The following is a 21,704-nucleotide window of genomic DNA, read 5'->3' on the forward strand; positions in this document are numbered from 1 at the left end:
CATGACGGACGAGAAGACCCGTCTGGGCGAACTTCGGGATGAAATCGACAGCATTGATCAGCAGATCATGGACCTTATCAGTGCCCGGGCCCGCTGTGCCCAGGAAGTAGCCCATGTGAAGATGGCAGCGAATCCGGATGAGGATGTGTTCTTCTACCGTCCCGAGCGTGAAGCCCAGGTACTGCGTCGTATCAAGGAGCACAACCCGGGGCCGCTGCCGGCAGAGGAAATGGCGCGGCTGTTCCGTGAAATCATGTCCGCCTGCCTGGCACTGGAAAAGCCGATGCACATCGCTTTCCTGGGGCCGATCGGCACCTTTACGCAGGCGGCGGCGCTGAAGCATTTCGGCCATTCCGTGGTCAGCGTTCCGTTGCCGGCCATCGACGCGGTTTTCCGCGAGGTCGAGTCCGGCGCAGCCCACTATGGTGTGGTGCCCGTGGAAAACTCCACCGAGGGCATGATCAACCACACCCTGGACATGTTCATGTCCTCGCCGCTGAAGATCTGCGGTGAGGTCCAGCTGCGGATTCACCACCACCTGCTGGTGTCTCCCAAGCACAAGGACCAGGAAATTACCCGCATTTATTCCCACCAGCAGTCCTTTGCCCAGTGTCGGCAGTGGCTCGACACCCATCGCTATGGCATTGAGCGCATCACCGTGTCCAGCAATGCCGAGGCCGCCCGCCGGGCCGCCGAGGAGCCGGGTACGGCTGCAATTGCCGGGGATATGGCGGCGGAACTGTATGGCCTGGAAAAACTGGCCAACAGCATCGAGGATCGTCCGGACAACACCACCCGGTTCCTGATCATCGGCCGTGAAGAGGTTCCGGCCAGTGGTCACGACAAGTCCTCCATCCTGGTGTCCATGCGCAACAAGCCCGGCGCCCTGTATCAGTTGCTGGAGCCTTTCCACCGCCACGGCATCAGTCTGACCCGGATCGAGACCCGGCCATCGCCCAGTGGTACCTGGGCCTACGTGTTCTACATCGACTTCGAGGGGCACATGGAGGACGAGACCATCCGTAAGGCGCTGGCCGAGGTTGATGAAGAGGCAGTGGAGCTCAAGCGGCTTGGTTCCTACCCAATCGGCGTTTTGTAAAGGAGGCTTCGTATGGCAGTCGATTACCAGAGTCTTGCGGTCAAAGGTGTCCAGGCTTTGTCTCCCTACCAGCCGGGCAAGCCGATCGAGGAGCTGGCCCGGGAGCTGGGCCTGAAGCCCGCCGAGATCATCAAGCTGGCCAGCAACGAGAATCCGTTGGGACCCAGCGAAAAGGCAGTGGCTGCCGCCCGGGAAGCATTGTCCGAACTGTGTCTGTATCCGGATGGCAACGGCTTTGATCTCAAGAAGGCGCTGTCGGAGCGCTTCGGTGTGGGCATGAACCAGATCACCCTGGGCAATGGTTCGAACGATGTCCTGGAAGTGATTGCCCGCTGCTTTGCCGACACGGATTCTGAAGTGGTGTTCTCGCAGTATGCCTTTGCGGTTTACCCACTGGTGACCCAGGCCATTGGCGCTAAAGGGGTATCGGTGCCGGCGAAGGATTGGGGCCATGATCTCGATGCCATGGCTGATGCCGTGACCGAGCGTACCCGCCTGGTATTCGTGGCCAACCCGAATAACCCGACCGGTACCGTGCACACCGCTGATGCGATCGAGAGCTTCCTGGCAAAGATTCCCGAAGACGTTCTGGTGGTTCTGGATGAAGCCTATTGTGAATACCTGACCGGCATCGAGTACCCCGACGGCCTTGAACTGCTGGAGCGTTTCCCCAACCTGATCGTCTGCCGCACCTTTTCCAAGGCCTGGGGGCTGGCGGCATTGCGGGTGGGATACAGCATCAGTTCGCCTGCGATTGCGGATATCCTCAATCGCGTGCGTCAGCCGTTCAACGTGGATACGGTCGCGCTGGCTGCGGCAACTGCAGTCCTGGGGGACGAGGATTATCTCAACCGTTCCCGCGAAGTGAACGCCGAAGGGCTGAAACAGCTGGCGGACGGTTTCGACCGCATGGGGCTGCCCTATATACCTTCCGCAGGGAACTTTATCGCGGTGGAAGTCGGAGAGCAGGCCCTGGCGATCTATCACGCGTTGCTGGAACACGGCGTTATTGTGCGGCCGATTGCCGGATACGGCATGCCGGAACATCTTCGGGTTTCTGTCGGCCTTGCCAAAGAAAACGAGCGATTCCTCGACGCACTGGCCGAGGCCCTGAGCGCTGCCGGGGAGGGTGGCTGAAGTGGGCGACGGCGAGCCACTCTTCAAGCGCGTTGCCATCATCGGTCTTGGGCTCATCGGCGGGTCCCTGGCCAGTGCCATCAGACAGAACGGGCTGGCCGGCCAGGTGGTCGGTTATGACCGACGGGCCGAAGAGCTTGCCCTCGGCGAAGAGCTGGGTGTTATCGATGTGGCGGCCGATTCCCTGGAGCAGGCGGTTCGCGGCAGTGATCTTGTGGTGCTTGCGGTTCCGGTACGCGCGACCCGTACGGTGCTTGCAGAGCTCAAGCCGTTTCTGGGCAATAACACGGTGCTGTCGGATGTCGGCAGTACCAAATCCAGTTTTGTGGCAGACGTCGAAGCCGTGTTCGGCGAGCTTTCTCCCCACATCGTTCCCGGTCACCCGATTGCCGGTTCCGAAAAAAGTGGAATCCGGGCCGCTAACCCGAAGCTGTTTGCCAATCATAAGGTCATCCTGACACCGGCGGACAACGCTTATCAGCCAGATGTTGAACGGCTCAGAGCACTTTGGGAAGGGTGTGGCGCCACCGTATTGACCATGTCCGTGGCCTACCACGACGAAGTGCTGGCCGCCACCAGCCACCTGCCACATCTTATTGCCTTCTCCCTCGTGGACACCCTGGCGGGGGAAGACGAGAATATGGATATTTTCCGGTATGCCGCCGGTGGCTTTCGGGATTTCACCCGGATCGCCGCCAGCGACCCGGTGATGTGGCACGACATCTTTCTGTCAAACCGGGATGCGGTACTCCGGGTTATTGACCACTTTACCCATGATCTGGACCAGCTTCGGTCTGCCATTGCCGCTGGCGATGGCGCAATGCTGCTCCGGGTCTTCAGTCGCGCCAAGGCGGCGCGGGAACACTTCACCAAGATGCTTTCAGGACAGGCGTACGTGACTAACAACAGCGAAAAGCAGGTAACCTTCCGGCTCCAGCCCGGCGGCTCCATCCAGGGTGATATCCGGGTTCCGGGTGACAAATCCATGTCCCACCGTTCCATCATGCTGGGCGCTTTGGCGGAGGGAATTACCGAGGTAAAGGGCTTCCTCGAAGGTGAAGACAGCCTGGCGACCCTGCAGGCATTCCGTGACATGGGCGTGACCATCGAAGGCCCGGAAGACGGTTTCGTTCGCATCCATGGCGTCGGCATGCGCGGACTGCAGGCGCCGCGGGGCCCGCTCTATCTGGGGAACTCCGGAACGGCCATGCGCCTGTTTGCGGGCCTGTTGGCCGCCCAGCCGTTCGATTCCGAGCTGACCGGTGACGCCAGCCTGTCCAAGCGCCCCATGGGACGTGTTGCCGATCCGCTCCGCGCCATGGGTGCGGTGATCGACACCGCCGAGGGTGGTCGTCCGCCATTGAAAATCCGGGGCGGCCATAAACTGACCGGTATCCACTACGAAATGCCGGTGGCCAGCGCCCAGGTCAAATCCTGCCTGCTGCTGGCGGGCCTCTACGCCGAGGGGGTTACCTCGGTGACCGAGCCTGCGCCGACACGGGACCATACCGAGCGTATGCTGGAAGGCTTCGGCTATCACGTTCATCGTGATGGCGCGACGGCCAGTGTGACCGGCGGCGGCAAGCTGACCGCCTGCGCCATCGATGTGCCCGCGGACATTTCCTCTGCCGCCTTCTTCCTGGTGGCCGGGAGCATTGCCCCGGATTCCGAACTGGTGCTGCGCCATGTCGGCATGAACCCGACCCGGGTCGGCGTCATCAATATCCTGCGCCAGATGGGTGCCGATATTGAAGTGCTCGAGGAGCGGGAAATCGGTGGCGAGCCGGTTGCCGACCTGCGTGTACGCTCTGCCGAACTCAAGGGAATCGACATTCCCGAAGAACAGGTGCCTCTGGCCATCGACGAGTTTCCCGTGCTCTTCATCGCGGCCACCTGCGCACAGGGCCGTACTGTGCTCCGCGGCGCCGAGGAACTGCGTGTAAAGGAAAGCGACCGGATCCAGGTGATGGCAGATGGTCTGGCAGCCCTTGGGGTAGAGGCGACTGTTACCCCTGATGGCATTATTATCGATGGCGGCCAGGAAATCGGCGGTGGAACCGTGAACAGCCACGGGGATCACCGGATTGCCATGTCGTTTGCAGTGGCATCCCTGCGGGCAACTGGCCCGATCGAGATCACGGACTGCGCCAACGTGGCCACTTCCTTCCCGAGCTTCGTGGAACTCGCGCAGCAGACCGGTATCCAGATCCGTACAGAAGGTGGTGAGTAATGGCAGACAGCAAGGCACCGGTCATCGCGGTGGATGGCCCCGGCGGCTCGGGAAAGGGCACCATCACCCAGATGCTGGCGCAGAAGCTGGGCTGGCACCTGCTGGACAGTGGCGCCCTGTACCGTCTGACCGCACTGGCGGCGACACGCCAGGGTGTTTCCTTTGATGATGAAGAAGGACTGGTCAGGGTGGCGTCCTCCCTGGACGTGACCTTCGAACCGACCCCCGCCGGTCAGCCTGCGAAAGTACTGCTGGCAGGCGAGGATGTTACCTCCGAGATCCGGACCGAATCCTGTGGAGATAACGCTTCCCGGGTGGCGGTCATGCAGCCGGTCCGGGATGCTCTCTTGCAGCGACAGCGGGACTTCCGGCAGGCCCCGGGTCTGGTCGCTGATGGCCGCGACATGGGCACCGTGGTGTTTCCGGATGCACCGGTGAAAATCTTCCTGACGGCCAGCGCCGAGGAACGGGCCCGGCGACGTTTTAACCAGTTGAAGGACGCAGGTGTCGATGTTAATATTGATGCCCTTTTAGAGGAGATACGGGTTCGTGACGAACGGGATATGAACCGTTCCGCAGCCCCCCTCAGGCCCGCAGATGATGCGCAAGTCATTGATTCTACGGGGTTGAGTATAGAAGAGGTGTTGGACAGGTGTATGGCCGCAGCAGGTCAGGCCTGACTACACCTTTTTGTCGTTGAAATGCCGGAAGCAGCGTTATTTGCCAGCCGCTGGCTGATTCCGGAAATCGTTAACAGACCGTGTTGCTGGCGGCACGGAGTACACTTGCGTTGATCACATAGGACACATAATGAGCGAGAGCTTTGCGGATCTTTTTGAAGAAAGCCTGAAAGAAATTGACATGCAACCGGGTTCCATCGTCCAGGGAACCGTAGTTGACGTCGACAACGACTGGGTCACCGTTAACGCCGGACTGAAGTCCGAGGGCGTTATCCCCGCCTCCCAGTTCCTCAACGAAAAAGGCGAGTTGGAAGTAGCTGTCGGCGATGTTGTCGATGTGGCTCTCGATGCTGTTGAAGATGGCTTTGGTGAAACCCGTCTTTCCCGTGAAAAGGCCAAGCGTGCCGAAGCGTGGAAAGTACTGGAGAAGTCCTTCGAGGCTGAAGAAGTTGTTAAAGGCGTGATCAATGGCAAGGTCAAGGGCGGTTTCACCGTCGACCTGTCTGGCATTCGTGCCTTCCTGCCGGGTTCCCTGGTAGACGTTCGTCCGGTTCGCGATACTGCGCACCTGGAGAACAAGGAACTGGAATTCAAGGTTATCAAGCTGGACCAGAAGCGTAACAACGTGGTTGTTTCCCGTCGCGCCGTTCTGGAAGCTGAAAACAGCGAGCAGCGTGAAGCCCTGCTCGAGACCCTGACCGAGGGTATGGAAATCAAGGGTATCGTCAAGAACCTGACCGACTACGGCGCGTTCGTGGATCTGGGTGGCGTTGACGGCCTGCTGCACATCACCGACATGGCCTGGAAGCGCATCAAGCATCCGAGCGAAATCGTGAATGTTGGCGACGAAATCAACGTCAAGGTTCTGAAGTTCGACCGCGAGCGCAACCGCGTTTCTCTGGGTCTGAAGCAGCTGGGCGAAGATCCCTGGGTGGATATCAAGGGCCGTTACCCGGAAGGTTCCAAGGTTACTGCACGCGTAACCAACCTGACCGACTACGGCTGCTTTGCCGAGCTGGAAGAGGGTGTTGAAGGTCTGGTACACGTGTCCGAAATGGACTGGACCAACAAGAACATCCATCCGTCCAAGGTTGTGCAGGTCGGTGACGAAGTAGAAGTCATGATTCTGGATATCGACGAAGAGCGTCGTCGTATCTCCCTGGGTATCAAGCAGTGTGTATCCAACCCGTGGGAAGACTTCTCCAGCAAGTTCAACAAGGGCGACCGCATCTCCGGTAAGATCAAGTCCATCACTGACTTCGGTATCTTCATCGGTCTGGAAGGCGGCATCGACGGACTGGTTCACCTGTCCGACATCAGCTGGAACGAGACTGGCGAAGAAGCCGTTCGTGAGTACAAGAAGGGCGACGAAGTCGAGACCGTTATCCTGTCTGTTGATCCCGAGCGTGAGCGTATCTCCCTGGGCATCAAGCAGCTGGAAAGCGATCCGTTCGCCGAGTTTGTACAGCTGAACGACAAGGGCTCCATCGTCAAGGGCACTGTATCTGCTGTTGACGCCAAAGGCGCAACCGTTGCCCTGAACGACGAGGTTGAGGCGGTACTGAAGGCCTCTGAAATCAGCCGTGACCGTGTGGAAGATGCACGCAACGCGCTGAAGGAAGGCGAAGAAGTCGAAGCGAAGATCATCAGCATCGACCGCAAGAACCGCGTCATCAACCTGTCCATCAAGTCCAAGGACGTTGAAGACGACAAGCAGGCGCTGGAAAGCGTACGCAGCAAGGCCGCTGAATCTTCTGGTGCGACCACCATCGGTGATCTCATCAAGGAACAGATGCAGCAGCAGAACGCCAACAAGGAATAAGTTTCCTTCTGGTGTGAAAAAAACGGGCTCTAAGAGCCCGTTTTTTTTGTGTTTTTTTCTGGTTTGACTAAACTAGGACAAGAAATCACGGTAACTGACTACCGAATAATAAAGAAGAGGGAAGCGCCTCATGACGAAGTCCGAACTGGTCGAACTGATTGCTTCCAAGCAGACCCAGTTGTCTGTAAAGGATGTCGAACTTGCAGTGAAAACTATCATCGAGCACATGTCCCAGTCGCTCGCCGATGGTCAGAGAATCGAAATTCGGGGATTTGGCAGCTTTTCCCTCCATCACCGGGCGGCCCGAGTCGGGCGTAACCCCAAGACCGGTGAGGCAGTAAACCTGCCGGCGAAGTATGTGCCCCATTTCAAGCCCGGGAAGGAACTCCGGGAACAGGTTAATGACAGCCTGAAAAAAGGTTTCTAGGGTCTCGCAGAGAATATGAAAGTTCGGGCCTGTTGAGCCCTACGGAGTGCTTACGCTATGGCAGGATTGCAGAAAATCCTCATTATTCTGTTGGTACTGGTCCTGATTTTATTGGCACTCGTATTTTCGCTGAATAACCAGATGGCGGTCTCCCTCAATTTCCTGCTGTTCGAGACCCAGCCCCACGGCGTGGCCGTCTGGATTATCATGGCGTTTGTTATTGGTGCGCTTTTCGGTGTGCTGATGACCATGCTGGCGACCGTCCGGACATCGGTCTCGCGGCGAACCCTCAAGAAACGACTTGATCGTGCCGAGCAGGCATTGGAGAAATCCAGGGCTCAGAACGACCGGACTCTTTAATGGATATCGTGCTTCAATGGCTGCTGCTGACCGCGGCAGTCGCGGCCGGCTGGATGGCTGGTCGGCTTGGCAGCAATGACCGCAGTTCCGGAACCGCCATCTCTGACGAAGACTCGGTCCGCGATCGCCTTCAATTCCTCTTTACCAATTATTCGGATCAGGCGGTCGAGAACTTCGTGCAGTCTCTGGCCGTCAACAAAGACACCGTCAGCCTGCACCTTTCCATCGGCAATCACTTCCGCAATAAGGGCGAGACAGATCGCGCCATTCTGATTCACCAGAACCTGCTGGCCCGCCCGGAACTGCCCGGTCGCTTTTCGCCACAGGTGACGATGGAACTTGCACTGGACTACTTGAATGCCGGCCTGCTGGACCGTGCCGAAGCGCTCCTGCACCAGATCATGGGGGACCGGGAATACGGCCGCGATGCTGCGCTTCAGCTGATCGAGCTGTATCAGCAGGAACGCGAGTGGGCCAAGGCCGCCGACGTGGCCCGCACCCTGGCCAAGGGCGACTCCGATGTAGCGCTGTTCAAGACTCTGGCCTATATCACTTGTGAGCTTTCCGAGAAGGCGCTGAAACACGACGATCGATGGACGGCCCAGAAGTTGGCCAAGGAAGCCCTGGAATACGACCGCTCCTGCGTCCGCGCCACGCTGATCCTGATGAGTCTCCTGATTCGACAGGGCAGCTTCCGGGAAGCTGGAAAGGAAAGCCTCAAGGTATTCGACCAGAACCCGGAGTTCGGGCCGGAAGCGATTGACCGCCTCATGAAGCTTGAACGGGAGCATGGCGACGTCGGCCGCCTGGTAAAGAAGCTTCGCAAACTCTACGAGAAATATCCCAGCACGAGTTTGCTGCTGGCTCTGGTAGAATCCGTCGAACGCTCTTCCGGGCGACCTGCATCGATTGACCTGCTGCGCCAGGAGCTGGAAAGCCGTCCGTCCGTGCGGGGACTTTTGAGACTGGTTGAAATGGCCGGTTACGAAAAGGGCATGACCACGGATGAAGGCCGTCTGGTTAGCCGGATCGGCCACCTGCTCCTGTCCAATCGCCCGGTTTATCGCTGCGTAAACTGCGGTTTCTCCGGCCAGCAGTTACACTGGCTCTGCCCGAGCTGCAAACAGTGGGAAACCATCCGCCCGATCCAGGGCGTGGAAGCCGAATAATCCCGTTACGATTTACCCCAGGAACCGAACCGTGCAAAACCCCTCTGACCCCAAAATCATTGTTGCCCTCGACTTCCCCTCCCGGGACCCGGCACTGGCCCTGGTCGACCAGCTGGACCCGGCCAAATGCCGCCTGAAAGTCGGCAAGGAACTGTTCACCCGCTCCGGTCCGCAGCTGGTGGAGTCGCTGCAGGGCAGGGGGTTCGATGTATTCCTGGACCTGAAATTCCACGACATTCCCAACACCACTTCCGCAGCTGTTGCTGCAGCCGCGGATCTTGGCGTCTGGATGGTGAACGTTCACGCCTCCGGCGGTGAGAAGATGATGGTCGCCTGCCGCGAACGCCTGGAATCCTTCGGTGCCGATAAGCCCCTGCTGATCGCTGTCACGGTTCTCACCAGCATGGGGGCCGAAGACCTGGCTGGCATCGGCATTACCGACTCCCCGGAGGCCCAGGTCTCACGCCTGGCAACCCTGACCAGAAACTGCGGCCTCGACGGCGTCGTCTGCTCCGCGCAGGAAGCTCCAAAGCTCAAAGCCGAGCAGGGCGCCGACTTCAAACTGGTCACCCCGGGTATCCGGCCGCTGAGCGCCGACAAAGGCGATCAGCAACGCATCATGACTCCCACGGATGCCCTCAAAGCCGGTTCCGATTACCTCGTGATTGGCCGTCCGATTACCCAGGCGCCTGATCCTTTGGCTGCTCTGGAGGCTATTCATTCTGAGGTGGTTGGCCTCTAAGATTGTCCTGGTTTCTGATCCTGCCTCAGCCTTCCAGTGATGGGGGGCTGGGACTGCTGGCAGGGCTAAAACAACAAAGCACTGAAAAAAACGAACAAACACAAAAAAGCCCGCTAACTCAGAGAATTAGCGGGCTTTCGAAATATTGGCTCCCCGAGCTGGGCTCGAACCAGCGACAAACGGATTAACAGTCCGTTGCTCTACCAACTGAGCTATCGGGGAACGTCGTCGTATGACGAGGCGCGTATATTAAGGTGGCGATACCGCCCCGTCAACCCCTGACAAAAACTTTTTAGCCAAGCGCCTTTTGCAGACGCTCAACCGCTTTTTCCAAGTTTTCCATGCTGGTGGCAAAGCTCAAGCGCATGTGACCCGGAGCCCCGAAGGCAGAGCCCGGCACGATCGCCACGCCCGCGTCGGTCAGGAGTTTTTCGGCGAACTCCACGTCGGTGCTGACGCTGTCATCGGCATCGATGGCACCCTGGAAGCTCGGGAACACGTAGAACGTGCCGTCGCCAGTCAGGCATTCAACACCCGGCAGCTTGTTCAGGGCATCTACCAGCCAGTCGTGGCGTTCCTTGAACGCCTTGACCATCTCGCCCACGCACGCCTGGTCACCATCCAGGGCTGCGGTGGCGGCGGCCTGGGAGATGGAGCAGGGGTTGGAGGTGCTTTGGGACTGGATCTTTTTCATGGCGCCGATGATCTTGGCCGGGCCGGCGGCATAGCCGATACGCCAGCCGGTCATGGAATAGGCCTTGGAGACACCGTTCAGCACGAAGGTACGCTCGTACAGTTCCGGGCAGGCGTTCACGATGTTGCAGAACGGCTTGCCGGTCCACAGGATCGGCTCGTACATGTCGTCGGTGGCGATCATGATGTTCGGGTGCTTCTTCAGCACCTCACCGATCGCTTTCAGCTCTTCCATGGAGTAGGCCATGCCACTCGGGTTGGACGGGCTGTTGATCACGAACAGGCGGGTACGCTCGGTGATGGCGTTCTCCAGCTGCTCCGGAGTAATCTTGAAGCGGGTGTCGGCGCTGGTCTCGATGATGACCGGCTTGCCTTCGGCAACCAGCACCATGTCCGGGTAGGAAACCCAGTAGGGGGCCGGGATGATGGCTTCGTCACCCTTGTTCAGTGTGGCAAGTGCCAGGTTGAAAAAGCTCTGTTTGCCACCACTGCTTACCAGTATCTGGTTGGCTTCGTATTCCAGGCCGTTGTCCCGTTTGAACTTCGCAATAATCGCTTTTTTCAGGGCCGGCGTACCATCCACGGCGGTGTATTTGGTCTGGCCGTTGTTGATGGCTTCAATGGCTGCCTGTTTGATGTGCTCGGGGGTGTCGAAGTCCGGCTCGCCTGCACCCAGGCCAATGATGTCCTGGCCGGCTGCGCGGAGTTCCGCGGCCTTGTTGGTGACTGCGAGGGTGGGAGAGGGCTTGATAGCCTGTACTCGGCTGGAAAGTTGAAGGTCCAAACTTGAGCTCCTTAAAGCTGCGTCCTATTGGGCTGCGATCGGCCGGGGAGGAGCCAGTCCTGGCTGAATTTCGCCCAGCCGTCGATCGCACTGATGGTATCATGAAGCCAGCGTAACGCTAAATTTCTCGATGGTATAAGTCCGCCTGTGGCGGGCGCCGCGCAAATCCGGAGGTTATCCGCCAGTTATGGCAAAGCAAGAAACCAGTACATCCCATAGCGGGGCGTTCAGTGTCGATTCTCCCTACCAGCCGGCCGGTGATCAGCCCAAGGCGATCGAAGGGCTGGTGGATGGCATCCAGTCCGGTCTGGCGCACCAGACCCTGCTCGGGGTGACCGGTTCGGGGAAAACCTTCACCGTCGCCAATGTGATCGAGCAGGTACAGCGGCCCACTATCATCATGGCCCATAACAAAACCCTGGCGGCGCAGCTCTATGGCGAGTTCCGCGAGTTCTTTCCGGACAACGCGGTGGAGTACTTCGTTTCCTACTACGACTACTACCAGCCGGAAGCCTATGTGCCGTCCTCGGACACCTTCATCGAGAAAGACGCTTCCATCAACGAGCATATCGAGCAGATGCGTCTGTCCGCCACCAAGGCGCTGCTGGAGCGGCCGGACGCCATCATCGTGGCCACTGTATCGTCCATCTACGGTCTGGGTGACCCCCAGTCCTACCTGAAGATGATGTTGCACCTGGACCGGGGCGACCAGATTGACCAGCGCTTCATCCTGCGACGGCTGGCCGAGCTGCAATACACCCGTAACGACGTGGAATTCCATCGGGCCAATTACCGGGTCCGGGGCGATGTCATCGATGTGTTCCCGGCGGAATCGGAGAAAGAAGCCATCCGGATCGAGCTGTTCGATGATGAGGTGGAGAATCTCAGCTATTTCGATCCGCTCACCGGCGAAGTCCTGCGTCGGGTGCCCCGCGTGACCATCTACCCGAAATCCCACTACGTCACTCCGCGCCAGACGGTGCTGGATGCGGTGGAACATATCAAAGTGGAGCTGGATGAACGCTTGCAGCAGTTGCGGGACAACAACCGGCTGGTGGAAGCGCAGCGTCTGGAAGAGCGTACCCGGTATGACATCGAGATGATGCTGGAGCTCGGCTACTGCAACGGCATCGAGAACTATTCCCGCTATCTGTCCGGGCGCCGGCCAGGGGAAGCGCCGCCGACCCTTTTTGATTACCTGCCGCCCAATGCCCTGCTGGTGGTGGACGAGTCCCACGTGACCATTCCGCAGATCGGCGCGATGTACAAGGGCGACCGGTCCCGAAAGGAAACCCTGGTGGAATACGGGTTCCGGCTGCCCTCGGCGCTGGATAACCGCCCGATGCGCTTTGAGGAATGGGAGCGCATTGCGCCACAGATGATTTTTGTCTCGGCGACCCCGGGGAACTATGAGGCCGAGCACGCCGGCCAGGTGGTGGAGCAGGTGGTTCGTCCCACCGGCCTGCTCGATCCGGAAATCGAGGTGCGGCCGGCTTCCACCCAGGTGGATGATCTGCTGTCCGAGATTCACGCCCGGGTGAAGGTGCAGGAGCGGGTTCTGGTGACCACCCTGACCAAGCGCATGGCGGAAGACCTGACCGACTTTTTGATGGAACATGACATCAAGGTTCGGTACCTGCACTCGGATATCGACACTGTGGAGCGGGTGGAGATCATCCGGGACCTGCGCCGAGGCGAGTTTGATGTGCTGGTGGGGATCAACCTGCTGCGGGAAGGTCTGGACATGCCGGAGGTCTCGCTGGTAGCGATTCTGGATGCGGACAAGGAAGGCTTTCTGCGCAGTGAACGTTCCCTCATTCAGACCATCGGTCGGGCTGCCCGTAACGTGCACGGCAAGGCGATCCTCTACGGCGATAAGATCACCGGCTCCATGCAGCGGGCCATCGATGAGACTCAGCGTCGCCGGGAAAAACAGACGGCCTTCAACGAAGAGCATGGCATCACGCCCACCGGCCTGAACAAGAAGATCGCCGACATCATGGAAGGTGCGGCCGGTGGCGGCGGCCGTGGCCGTCGTAAAGCCGAGCGTCCGGGTCAGAAGGCGGCCGAGGAAGCGGAGCAGTACCGGGCGAAGGCCGGCAACCGGTCGCCGGAGGAAGTCCTCAAGGAAGTGGCCCGGCTGGAGGACGAAATGTACAAGGCGGCCTCCGACCTGGATTTCGAGACCGCCGCGCGCCTGCGGGACGAGATTTCCGAACTCAAGGAGGCGGCGCTGCGAACCGGCTGATTACCCGGTTTTCTTAGGCCCCACGATCACCGCCGCCTGCAAGGGCTGGTTGCGGCCGTAGCTGGACATCCGGGTGAAGACCCGTTTGTCCACCGGCAGGTACTGTTTGTCTGCGACGGCCTCGCCTGCGTTCACGTCGATTTCCGGATCGTGCAGGTAAACAAATTCCTCGTCGATGGCGCAGACGGTGACCCAGTGCGGTACCCGGCTCCGGTTCAGTTGCCAGGTGCTGATCAGGATGACCGGTATGCGTCCCTCGTGCAGGGCGCTCTCCATACCCTCAAGGGTTAAAGGGTCGTGGTGGAGCTCGATGCCGGTGGCACCGATGTCGTGCAGGAATCCCTCATGCACCAGCTCCAGCACTCGCTTCTTGTCTTCGTTGCGGACGGTGTCCTTGAATAGCGCGCCTTCCTGGCTGATCCAGGCACTGGCTTCGAAGCCCCGGTTCCAGCTGGCCAGGGCCAGACCGTGAGGGCCGCAGCCGCCGTGGCCGGCGAGCATGAAGATGGTGGTGGCCTCGCGCCAGATTTTCAGCTCTTCCAGGGTGGTGACCGGCTGCTTCTCATCCAGCGCTGCCATGGCCATGATCAGGGCTGAGGGGCCGCAAGTAAACTCGGTGGTCTGGGGGTAATAGGGAACCGGCAGAAACTCCCGGTTTGGTTCGTAATACAGGATCCTGCGCTCAAATCTGAGCGCATTGCCGTGGTCCTCATAATAATCCCGGTAGGTACCAAATTGTCGGTAGCCCAGGCGCTTGTAGAGATGGATGGCGCCGGGATTATCCTCACGCACTTCCAGGCGCATGACGATGCGGTCGGCCTCGGACGCTTCTTTCTCGGCCTCGCGGATCAGTCGTTCACCGATACCCCGGCCACGCACAGCCGGCGAGACTGCAATGGAGTAGATCCGCGCCAGACGGGTAGCGGCGTTCATCAGCACCAGGCAATAGCCGACCAGATCGCCGTCCTGCTCGGCCACAATCAGGCGGTCCCGGGGTACTTCCAGGAAACGGCGGAAACTCCGCCGGGAAAGCCGGTCGTCGCTGAAACAGCGGTGCTCCAGCTGCACCAGGTTGTCCAGGTCCGTATTGACGGCGTGGCGAAGCGTTACATCAGACATGGTTTTACGGGTCCTGGTCGGTGGGAAGTGCATGCTCGCGGGCTTCCCTGTTGCGGCTATTATGGTAGAGAGTGGCTGGTACGCAAGCCCCGCCGGCATGCGTAAAAGCACGCACGCCGAGGTGATTGTGCAATATCGGGGCCGGGCGTATTGTTGCGCACATCCAGGCGGCTGAACCTTCAGGGAGGAATGCCACAGATGTCCCGTTTGCTCATAGTTGTCGACCGCGCCAAAGACTGGGCACCCTATTACCCCAGCGAAGATGTGCTGACCTTTGACCAGTACCTGCAGTATTCCTCGCCATCCACTGGTCGAGTGCGGGTCATCAACCTGTGCCAGAGCGCCAAATACCTGAGCAAGGGCTATTACTGTTCATTGCTGGCGGAAGCCCGTGGCCACCACGTGGTGCCTTCGGTGATGACCCTCAACGATCTTGGCCGCAAGGGCCTGTTCTCGCTTGAGCTGGAAGAGCTGGACCCCAGTGTACTCCGCTGGCTGGACGCCGCCGGTGCGGAAATCGAACCTACTCGCCAGGAAAAGGACGCAACCCATGAGGTTCGGATCCGCACCTACTTTGGCCAGGCCGAGCACCCGGACCTGAAACCGGTTGCCCGGGCCCTGTTCGAGAGCTTTCCGTGTCCCATCCTGGAAGTGGTCTTCAAGCGCCGCAAGAAGTGGCAGATTGCCTCCATGCGGCCCTCGGCGCCGGCGGATCTGTCCGAGCAGGAGCAGGATTTGTTTGCGGCAGCCCTGGACCGGTTCAGCACCATGGTCTGGCGCAAGCCCCGGACACGCCGTCGATACCGTTTTGATCTGGCCATGCTGGTGAATCCGGAAGAGCCCATGCCGCCGAGCGATGAGGATGCGCTCAAGCGTTTCGAGAAAGCAGGCCGGAAACTGGGCATCAATGTCGAGCGGATCAGCCGTCGGGACTACATGCGTCTGCCGGAGTACGATGGCCTGTTCATCCGTGAGACCACCGCCATTGACCATCACACCTATCGCTTTGCCCGCAAGGCGGAGTCCGAGGGGATGGTGGTCATCGATGACCCCGTTTCCATCCTTCGCTGCACCAACAAAGTGTTCCTGGCGGATCTGCTCAGGAATAACAAGGTGCCGACACCCAAGACCCTGATCCTGTCCCGGGACCAGAAAGATGCTGTTGAACAGGTAGTCACTGCCCTGGGCTTTCCGGTAGTCATCAAGATTCCGGACGGAGCTTTCTCTCGAGGGGTGACCAAGGCCCGGGATGAAAAGGAATTACGGGCGGGTCTTCGGGAGCTGTTCCGGCAGTCAGCCCTGGTGTTGGCACAGGAATATCTGTACACGGACTATGACTGGCGGATCGGAGTGTTGGGCGGGCGTGCGATCTATGCCTGCAAGTACATGATGGTCAAGGGCCACTGGCAGATCTACCAGCATGGAGAGTCCAACGTGGAGAGCGGTGGCTTCGAGACCATGCCCACCTATGAAGTGCCCAGAGGCGTGATCCAGGCGGCACTGAATTCCACCCGGCTGATCGGTAACGGCCTCTATGGGGTCGATATCAAGCAGTCGGGCAACCGGGTGGCAGTGATTGAAGTGAACGACAACCCCAGTGTCGATTCCGGTGTCGAGGACAAGTTCCTCGGTGGCGAGCTCTACACCCTGATCATGCAGGAATTCCTGTCCCGGATGGAGGCCAAGCGCCGGGGCTGAGCGGGCAGGGCGGCTGTTACGGCTCGCCCAGCCAGATCCTCACGCTGCCGAACCAGGGATAATGGCCGAGGGCTTCACGCACTTTCTCGCTGGTGATATCGCCGGACTTGTCCGGCGCGTCGAAGAACAGTTCCAGATGTACCTTGTTTTTCAGGTAATGGAGTCTGAGCCGGCCGTTGGCTGGCAATTCGCCGATTTGCTCATAAAGTGCATGGCGTATTTCCTCCCGGGAGGGAAGTCGCTCCGAGGTGGGGGACTGGTCCTCGTCATTCTCGGCATCGATATGGAAGTTGATATCCCGGATGTTTTCCAGGGCGTCCCTCATGCCTGACACCACCTGCATGCCGATCTGGTGGCCCTCGGAGACGCTGATATCCGGCCTTACCACCAGGTGCACATCGAGCAGGATGTCATGACCCATACGGCGGCTGCGCAGTTCATGGACATTGCGAACGCCGTCGGTCTCCCGTGCGATGCTTTTCAGCTTCTGGGTGTCTTCCTGGGAGAGCCCGGTGTCCACCAGTTCTTTGACGCTGTCCCAGGTGAACTTCCAGCCAATGTGGATGATGATCAGCGCGATGACCACCGCAGCCAGCACGTCCAGCCATTCCCAGCCCATCATGGCGCCGATTGTAGAGAGCAGCACAACAACAGAGGAGAAGGCATCGGTGCGGCTGTGCCAGGCGTTGGCGATGATCAGGTCCGACCGGATCGCCTTGCCCACATGACGGGTGTAGTGGTAGATCCACTCCTTGCCGGCAACCGAGAAGGCAGCCGCAACCAGAACCGGCCAGCCGGGCACCTGGCTGATTCCGCCCTCGATGAGACGCAGGATGTTTTCCCACGCCAGGGCGGCGCCCACGGCTATGAGAATGCTGCCGAGCAGCAAAGTACCAAAGGTTTCGATGCGCTGGTGGCCGTAAGGGTGATTCTCGTCCGGTTCCTGCCGGGATACACGCATTACTGCCAGTACGACGAAGTCAGAAGCGACATCGGTAAAGGAGTGGATGCCGTCAACAAACAGCGCCTGGGAGTTGAAAAGTGCACCGCCGATGACTTTTATCACACCCAGTATCGCATCAAGAATCATTCCGATTATGGTGACCCGCGAGGCCGCTTTCATTTCCTTGTTCAGGGCATCCTGGGTGCTGGACGTTGTGGAAACGGGGTCTTGCATTCGGAATGGCTCCGGCGGTTGAGTGTCCCGGAAAGTATAACGTTAAACTCCGTTCCTGTGGGGACGGGCGTTACACGCCTGATCGAGCGATTTATGCACATGGTTGCAATTCGGTGACGATGTAAAGAACCTTGACTATGTGTAGCCATGGGTGCCCATAGAATTATAAGTCATTGAAAAACATAATAAAATAAACTGGTTAAAAAATGATCAATTTGTAGGCTGGCGCAGTTATCAAGGGGTCTGAAAGTTTGCCCCGTGATTTTCAACAGGGTTATCCACAGATTCCGTGGAAAAGCTCACGAGGTGTTACAAAGACAAGCAGTTACAGGGGATTGGACAAGCGGACAGGATGCTGTGGAAAACTTCCGGTATACTCCCGCCCACTGACATTCAGGGAGTTATCTGATGTACGGCGTTATTCGCAATCTGTTATTCCGTTTTCCACCCGAACAGGCCCACAATATGGCGTTGGGCAGCCTTGATGTCGCCCAGAAGCTGGGCTTGTTGGGCGCTTTTTCGCCAAAAATAGATGCATTGCCAGTCAATGTTATGGGGCTGGATTTCCCCAACCCCGTGGGGCTGGCGGCGGGCCTGGACAAGAATGCCGATCATCTGGACGCCCTGGGCGCTCTGGGCTTCGGATTCATCGAGGTGGGGACGGTCACACCTTGGGCTCAGCCGGGTAATCCCAGGCCCCGGATGTTCCGTCTGCCCGAGCACCAGGCCATCATCAACCGCATGGGCTTCAACAACGAGGGCCTGGAGCACCTGATAGAGCGGGTGGATCACCGGCATTACCGCGGCATTCTCGGGATCAATGTCGGCAAGAACAAGGACACGCCGAACGAGGAGTCCGAGGCTGACTATCGCAAGGGAATCGCGGCGGTTTACTCTCGCGCTGACTACATCACGGTGAATGTATCCTCGCCGAATACCCCGGGTCTTCGGGACCTGCAGTTCGGGGATTCCCTGAAAGGTCTGCTGGAGGCTATCAAGGACGAGCAGCGCCGTTGTGAGCAGGAGACCGGAAAGTACGTTCCGATTGCGGTAAAGATTGCACCGGATATGGACGATACCGGCATCCGGTTTGTTGCCAACGCCCTGCTGGACACCGGCCTTGATGGTGTCATCGCTACCAACACCACCATCAGTCGCGATGCCGTGGCCGGCCACCCCCACGCGGAAGAGGCGGGTGGCCTCAGTGGTGCCCCGGTCCGTGAGGCGTCCCTGAGGGTTATCCAGGGACTGTATGGAGAACTCGGGGAACGTTTGCCCATTATCGGCGTTGGTGGCATTACCGACGGCGAGAGTGCCGCAGAGAAGGTCAGGGCGGGTGCAAAACTGGTGCAGATCTACACGGGTTTCATTTATAAGGGGCCGGCGTTGATCAAAGAGGCGGTGGAGGCCATTCGGCGGGAAACGTCAGGAGGCTGAAAAAAGATGGGCCCGCTTAGCGGGCCCGTGCGGGGAATAAACCCCGTTGCGCTTCTTCGCATGGTACGGGGCGGGAGACCCCGTTTGGGTTGCTCTTGGTACTGCGTCAAATTGTGTAGAAAAAGATCAGATCAAGATTCGGGGTTGCTGGTGAATGTCCGTCACGCTGATGTGACATTGGCAAGTTTGTGAATACCGGAGACGCCGGTCATGCCCTCCCAGTTATCTGTGCGACCTTCGCGCCACCCGTTCAGCCATTCCTGGCGGACTTCCGGTTGTTCGATCGGGCAGCTGTCTTTCGGTTTTCCGGACACTCCGGCTAGATAACCCCTTTTATATGCACGGGCGTACATGTCTCTTTTCTGTCTTTTCATGCCGTTCCTCACTAATGGATTAACAGAACAAGCGTGTACACATCTGCACTGGTCATGGCGATCCGGGTTTCCCTCCGGGACAACCCCCTATTGCCAGCTTTGACCAGAGCAGTCAGGATCCTGTTAACGGAGGCTTTTCAGACCTCCGGAACGACGCGTCAAGTACAAGGTAGAACGAACCTTGAGCGCGTGTACACTAATTATTTCATCTATGTGACCGTTTTCTTATAGTTTTATGAACTAAAAATGACGCAGTAAAATTGGAATTACTGCGAAAAACGGAAACTTACCCGGATAGTATTTTTGCCCAGGAGCTCGCTTTGTCTAAACGTGTATTTTTCGTAACCTGCCCGAAAGGTGTTGAGTACCTGCTGGGAGATGAGCTTCGGACCTTCGGCCTGGAGACGGTCCGTAACGCACCGGCGGGGGTGTGGGTTGAAGGGGAGCTGGAAGCGGGATACCGGGCCTGTCTGTGGTCGCGACTGGCCAACCGAGTGATCCTCAATATCGCCGAGGTGGATGCCGGGAACGGGGACGCCATGTACGAAGGCGTGCTTGGTGTGGACTGGGCACAACACATTCCTGAAAAAGGCAGCTTCCGGGTAACCTTCCTTGGTCAGAACCAGGCCATCCGCAATACTCAGTTCGGTGCCCAACGGGTCAAGGATGGCATTGTCGATGGTTTCCGTGCCCAGGGTGCGGCACGGCCGGCGGTGGATGCCAAGAACCCGGACGTGACGATTTCCGCCCGCCTCAATCGTAACCGGCTTTCCATTGGTGTGGATCTCAGCGGTCACAGCCTGCACATGCGCGGCTACCGTACTGACAAGGGCATAGCGCCGCTGAAGGAAAACCTGTCGGCAGCGCTGCTGATGCGCTCCGGCTGGCCCGAGATTGCAGAGCAGGGTGGTGATTTTGTGGACCCTATGTGTGGTTCCGGAACTTTGGTGATCGAGGCTGCCATGATGGCCCTGGATATCGCTCCCGGGCGCCGGCAGGAACGGTTCGGTTTCGAGAAGTGGCCGGGCCATGATGCTGAGGTCTGGCTCGCGCTCCGACAGGAAGCGGAACGCCGGGCCCATGAAGGCAAGCAGGGAAAGATTCCCAGATTTGCCGGATTTGATCAGGATTCCCGGGTTATCGCGACGGCCTGGAAGAACATTCAGCGTGCCGGCCTGGAGGGTGTGGTGCACGTGGAGGCCCGGCCAGTGCAGGAGTTCAGCCTGGAGGGACCGTGGGCGGAGCGTGGTCTGGTGCTGACCAACCCGCCTTATGGCGAACGCCTGAGCGAGCGCAAGGAATTGGCGGGTCTCTATCAGGCTCTCGGTGACGCCGTGAAACAGGCGGTACCGGGGTGGCGCCTGGGGGTGTTCACCGGCGCGCCGGAGTTTGGCAAATCCATCGGGCTGCGCAGCTTCAAGCAGTACAAGCTGTTCAATGGCAAATTGCCCGCCCAGCTGTTGCTGTTCGAGGTGGCCGAGGAGAACACAATGACCCCGCGGGAACCGGATGTTCCCGGGGAAATTCGCCCGCGCATCGCTAACGAAGAGCGAGCGGCGATGTTGCGAAACCGCCTGAAGAAAAACCTGAAGACCATCGGCCAGTGGGCCCGGAAGCAGGGCATCGGGTGTTACCGGTTGTACGATGCGGATATGCCGGAATATGCCCTGGCCATTGATATCTACGAGGGCCGGGTGCACGTGCAGGAGTATGCTGCTCCGAAGTCTGTGGACGAGCGTGCGGCCCGGGAGCGGCTAGCCGAAGCTCTGGCGGTGATTCCCGAAGTGCTCGGGATCGAACGCTCAGAGCTGGTGTGCAAACAGCGCCAGCGCCAGACCGGCACCCAGCAGTACGAGAAGCAGGCGGCCAGTGGCGAATTCTTTACCGTGCACGAGTACGGCTGCCTGTTGAAGGTGAACTTGAAGGATTACCTGGATACCGGCCTGTTCCTTGATCATCGGCCGGTGCGGCACTGGATCCAGCAACATGCCCGGGGCCAGCGTTTCCTCAACCTGTTCTGTTATACCGGCGCGGCTTCGGTGCATGCGGTCGTGGGTGGGGCCAGCCGCTCCCTGAGCCTGGATATGTCGAAGACCTACGTCAACTGGGCCCGGGAAAACCTGGCGCTCAACGATGCCGATCCGAAAAAACACATGGTGGAACAGGCAGACTGCCTGGCCTGGCTGGCGGAGAAGCCGGCGGCGGATCAGCGTTTTGACCTGATCTTCATGGACCCGCCGACGTTCTCCAATTCAGCCCGTATGGCCGGAGTGCTGGATGTCCAGCGCGATCACGCCACACTGGTCCGCCAGGCGATGGCACGGCTGACCTCGGACGGCTTGCTGATCTTTTCCAACAACTTCAGAAGATTCCGGCTTGATGAGGCGCTGGAGGAGGAGTTTGCGGTGGAGGAAGTCTCACGCAGCACCCTGGATAAGGATTTCCAGCGCAACCCGAGGATTCACCGCTGCTGGCACATCCGTCACAAAATCTGAAAAACGGCCCCGA

At 59.1% G+C, this 21,704-nt stretch carries 17 protein-coding genes and 1 tRNA gene; 13 read left to right on the forward strand and 5 right to left on the reverse strand.

Going from position 1 to position 21,704, the window contains the following annotated elements:
* The first annotated feature begins 1 nt into the window (after window position 1).
* The 9 genes from pheA to pyrF all read left to right on the forward strand — a co-directional run bounded on the left by pheA (window position 2) and on the right by pyrF (window position 9,666).
* Complete coding sequence (gene pheA / locus ACQUTG_RS05715) at window positions 2–1,099, forward strand: prephenate dehydratase (RefSeq protein ID WP_428918491.1); 1,098 nt, start codon at window positions 2–4, stop codon at window positions 1,097–1,099.
* Window positions 1,100–1,111: 12 nt separating this feature from the next.
* Entirely contained in the window at window positions 1,112–2,236 is a 1,125-nt protein-coding gene (gene hisC / locus ACQUTG_RS05720; protein WP_428918492.1) for a histidinol-phosphate transaminase, read from the forward strand.
* A gap of 1 nt (window position 2,237) precedes the next feature.
* Window positions 2,238–4,466, forward strand: a complete 2,229-nt coding sequence (locus ACQUTG_RS05725) for a bifunctional prephenate dehydrogenase/3-phosphoshikimate 1-carboxyvinyltransferase (protein ID WP_428918493.1) — start codon at window positions 2,238–2,240, stop codon at window positions 4,464–4,466.
* Complete coding sequence (cmk, locus tag ACQUTG_RS05730) at window positions 4,466–5,146, forward strand: (d)CMP kinase (RefSeq protein ID WP_428918494.1); 681 nt, start codon at window positions 4,466–4,468, stop codon at window positions 5,144–5,146. The genes ACQUTG_RS05725 and cmk overlap by 1 nt, the downstream gene beginning before the upstream one ends.
* Before the next feature lie 130 nt (window positions 5,147–5,276).
* On the forward strand, window positions 5,277–6,968 hold the full coding sequence (gene rpsA, locus ACQUTG_RS05735) for a 30S ribosomal protein S1 (protein WP_008938049.1): 1,692 nt from the start codon (window positions 5,277–5,279) through the stop codon (window positions 6,966–6,968).
* 130 nt (window positions 6,969–7,098) lie between these two features.
* Window positions 7,099–7,395, forward strand: a complete 297-nt coding sequence (locus ACQUTG_RS05740) for an integration host factor subunit beta (protein ID WP_008938050.1) — start codon at window positions 7,099–7,101, stop codon at window positions 7,393–7,395.
* A 57-nt stretch (window positions 7,396–7,452) separates the two neighbouring features.
* Window positions 7,453–7,755, forward strand: a complete 303-nt coding sequence (locus ACQUTG_RS05745; protein WP_372986779.1) for a LapA family protein — start codon at window positions 7,453–7,455, stop codon at window positions 7,753–7,755.
* On the forward strand, window positions 7,755–8,924 hold the full coding sequence (gene lapB, locus ACQUTG_RS05750; RefSeq protein WP_428918495.1) for a lipopolysaccharide assembly protein LapB: 1,170 nt from the start codon (window positions 7,755–7,757) through the stop codon (window positions 8,922–8,924). Before ACQUTG_RS05745 ends, lapB begins: the two co-directional genes overlap by 1 nt.
* A gap of 31 nt (window positions 8,925–8,955) precedes the next feature.
* Entirely contained in the window at window positions 8,956–9,666 is a 711-nt protein-coding gene (pyrF, locus tag ACQUTG_RS05755; RefSeq protein ID WP_428918496.1) for an orotidine-5'-phosphate decarboxylase, read from the forward strand.
* 146 nt (window positions 9,667–9,812) lie between these two features.
* Here pyrF and ACQUTG_RS05760 read toward each other — a convergent pair.
* Together ACQUTG_RS05760 and ACQUTG_RS05765 are read right to left on the reverse strand one after the other, a co-directional pair.
* A tRNA-Asn gene (locus ACQUTG_RS05760) sits at window positions 9,813–9,888 on the reverse strand.
* A 70-nt stretch (window positions 9,889–9,958) separates the two neighbouring features.
* Window positions 9,959–11,143: a pyridoxal phosphate-dependent aminotransferase gene (locus ACQUTG_RS05765; protein WP_428918497.1), complete on the reverse strand. Its 1,185-nt coding sequence runs from the start codon at window positions 11,141–11,143 to the stop codon at window positions 9,959–9,961.
* Window positions 11,144–11,330: 187 nt separating this feature from the next.
* On the opposite strand from ACQUTG_RS05765, the gene uvrB reads away from it, so the two are divergent.
* Window positions 11,331–13,391 (forward strand): excinuclease ABC subunit UvrB, encoded by a 2,061-nt coding sequence (uvrB, locus tag ACQUTG_RS05770; RefSeq protein WP_428918498.1) that lies wholly within the window; start codon window positions 11,331–11,333, stop codon window positions 13,389–13,391.
* Here uvrB and rimI read toward each other — a convergent pair whose 3' ends face one another.
* Window positions 13,392–14,510 carry a ribosomal protein S18-alanine N-acetyltransferase gene (gene rimI / locus ACQUTG_RS05775; protein WP_428918499.1) on the reverse strand — a complete coding sequence of 373 codons (1,119 nt, stop codon included), beginning with the start codon at window positions 14,508–14,510 and terminating at the stop codon, window positions 13,392–13,394. It lies immediately after the preceding gene.
* A gap of 198 nt (window positions 14,511–14,708) precedes the next feature.
* On the opposite strand from rimI, the gene ACQUTG_RS05780 reads away from it, so the two are divergent.
* Window positions 14,709–16,208 (forward strand): RimK family protein, encoded by a 1,500-nt coding sequence (locus ACQUTG_RS05780; RefSeq protein WP_428918500.1) that lies wholly within the window; start codon window positions 14,709–14,711, stop codon window positions 16,206–16,208.
* Between the two features lie 16 nt (window positions 16,209–16,224).
* Here the strand turns inward: ACQUTG_RS05780 and ACQUTG_RS05785 are convergent, their stop codons facing one another.
* Entirely contained in the window at window positions 16,225–17,385 is a 1,161-nt protein-coding gene (locus ACQUTG_RS05785) for a cation diffusion facilitator family transporter (RefSeq protein WP_428918501.1), read from the reverse strand.
* A 408-nt stretch (window positions 17,386–17,793) separates the two neighbouring features.
* On the opposite strand from ACQUTG_RS05785, the gene ACQUTG_RS05790 reads away from it, so the two are divergent.
* Window positions 17,794–18,822 carry a quinone-dependent dihydroorotate dehydrogenase gene (locus ACQUTG_RS05790; protein ID WP_428918502.1) on the forward strand — a complete coding sequence of 343 codons (1,029 nt, stop codon included), beginning with the start codon at window positions 17,794–17,796 and terminating at the stop codon, window positions 18,820–18,822.
* A 161-nt stretch (window positions 18,823–18,983) separates the two neighbouring features.
* Here the strand turns inward: ACQUTG_RS05790 and rmf are convergent, their stop codons facing one another.
* Window positions 18,984–19,196, reverse strand: coding sequence for a ribosome modulation factor (gene rmf / locus ACQUTG_RS05795; RefSeq protein ID WP_092002744.1), 213 nt, complete (start codon window positions 19,194–19,196; stop codon window positions 18,984–18,986).
* A 320-nt stretch (window positions 19,197–19,516) separates the two neighbouring features.
* On the opposite strand from rmf, the gene rlmKL reads away from it, so the two are divergent.
* A complete protein-coding gene (gene rlmKL, locus ACQUTG_RS05800; RefSeq protein ID WP_428918503.1) occupies window positions 19,517–21,691 on the forward strand; it encodes a bifunctional 23S rRNA (guanine(2069)-N(7))-methyltransferase RlmK/23S rRNA (guanine(2445)-N(2))-methyltransferase RlmL in 2,175 nt (724 codons plus the stop codon).
* Window positions 21,692–21,704 lie beyond the last annotated feature (13 nt).

The organism is Marinobacter sp. DUT-1, assembly GCF_050379415.1.
Taxonomy (GTDB): Bacteria; Pseudomonadota; Gammaproteobacteria; order Pseudomonadales; family Oleiphilaceae; genus Marinobacter.

Excerpts from the sequence above, each read along its gene's own strand:
- pheA (WP_428918491.1), top strand. The coding sequence starts at position 2 with ATGACGGACGAGAAGACCCGTCTGGGCGAACTTCGGGATGAAATCGAC.
- hisC (WP_428918492.1), top strand. The coding sequence starts at position 1,112 with ATGGCAGTCGATTACCAGAGTCTTGCGGTCAAAGGTGTCCAGGCTTTG.
- cmk (WP_428918494.1), top strand. The coding sequence starts at position 4,466 with ATGGCAGACAGCAAGGCACCGGTCATCGCGGTGGATGGCCCCGGCGGC.
- rpsA (WP_008938049.1), top strand. The coding sequence starts at position 5,277 with ATGAGCGAGAGCTTTGCGGATCTTTTTGAAGAAAGCCTGAAAGAAATT.
- ACQUTG_RS05740 (WP_008938050.1), top strand. The coding sequence starts at position 7,099 with ATGACGAAGTCCGAACTGGTCGAACTGATTGCTTCCAAGCAGACCCAG.
- ACQUTG_RS05745 (WP_372986779.1), top strand. The coding sequence starts at position 7,453 with ATGGCAGGATTGCAGAAAATCCTCATTATTCTGTTGGTACTGGTCCTG.
- lapB (WP_428918495.1), top strand. The coding sequence starts at position 7,755 with ATGGATATCGTGCTTCAATGGCTGCTGCTGACCGCGGCAGTCGCGGCC.
- uvrB (WP_428918498.1), top strand. The coding sequence starts at position 11,331 with ATGGCAAAGCAAGAAACCAGTACATCCCATAGCGGGGCGTTCAGTGTC.
- rimI (WP_428918499.1), bottom strand. The coding sequence starts at position 14,510 with ATGTCTGATGTAACGCTTCGCCACGCCGTCAATACGGACCTGGACAAC.
- ACQUTG_RS05780 (WP_428918500.1), top strand. The coding sequence starts at position 14,709 with ATGTCCCGTTTGCTCATAGTTGTCGACCGCGCCAAAGACTGGGCACCC.
- ACQUTG_RS05785 (WP_428918501.1), bottom strand. The coding sequence starts at position 17,385 with ATGCAAGACCCCGTTTCCACAACGTCCAGCACCCAGGATGCCCTGAAC.
- ACQUTG_RS05790 (WP_428918502.1), top strand. The coding sequence starts at position 17,794 with ATGTACGGCGTTATTCGCAATCTGTTATTCCGTTTTCCACCCGAACAG.
- rmf (WP_092002744.1), bottom strand. The coding sequence starts at position 19,196 with ATGAAAAGACAGAAAAGAGACATGTACGCCCGTGCATATAAAAGGGGT.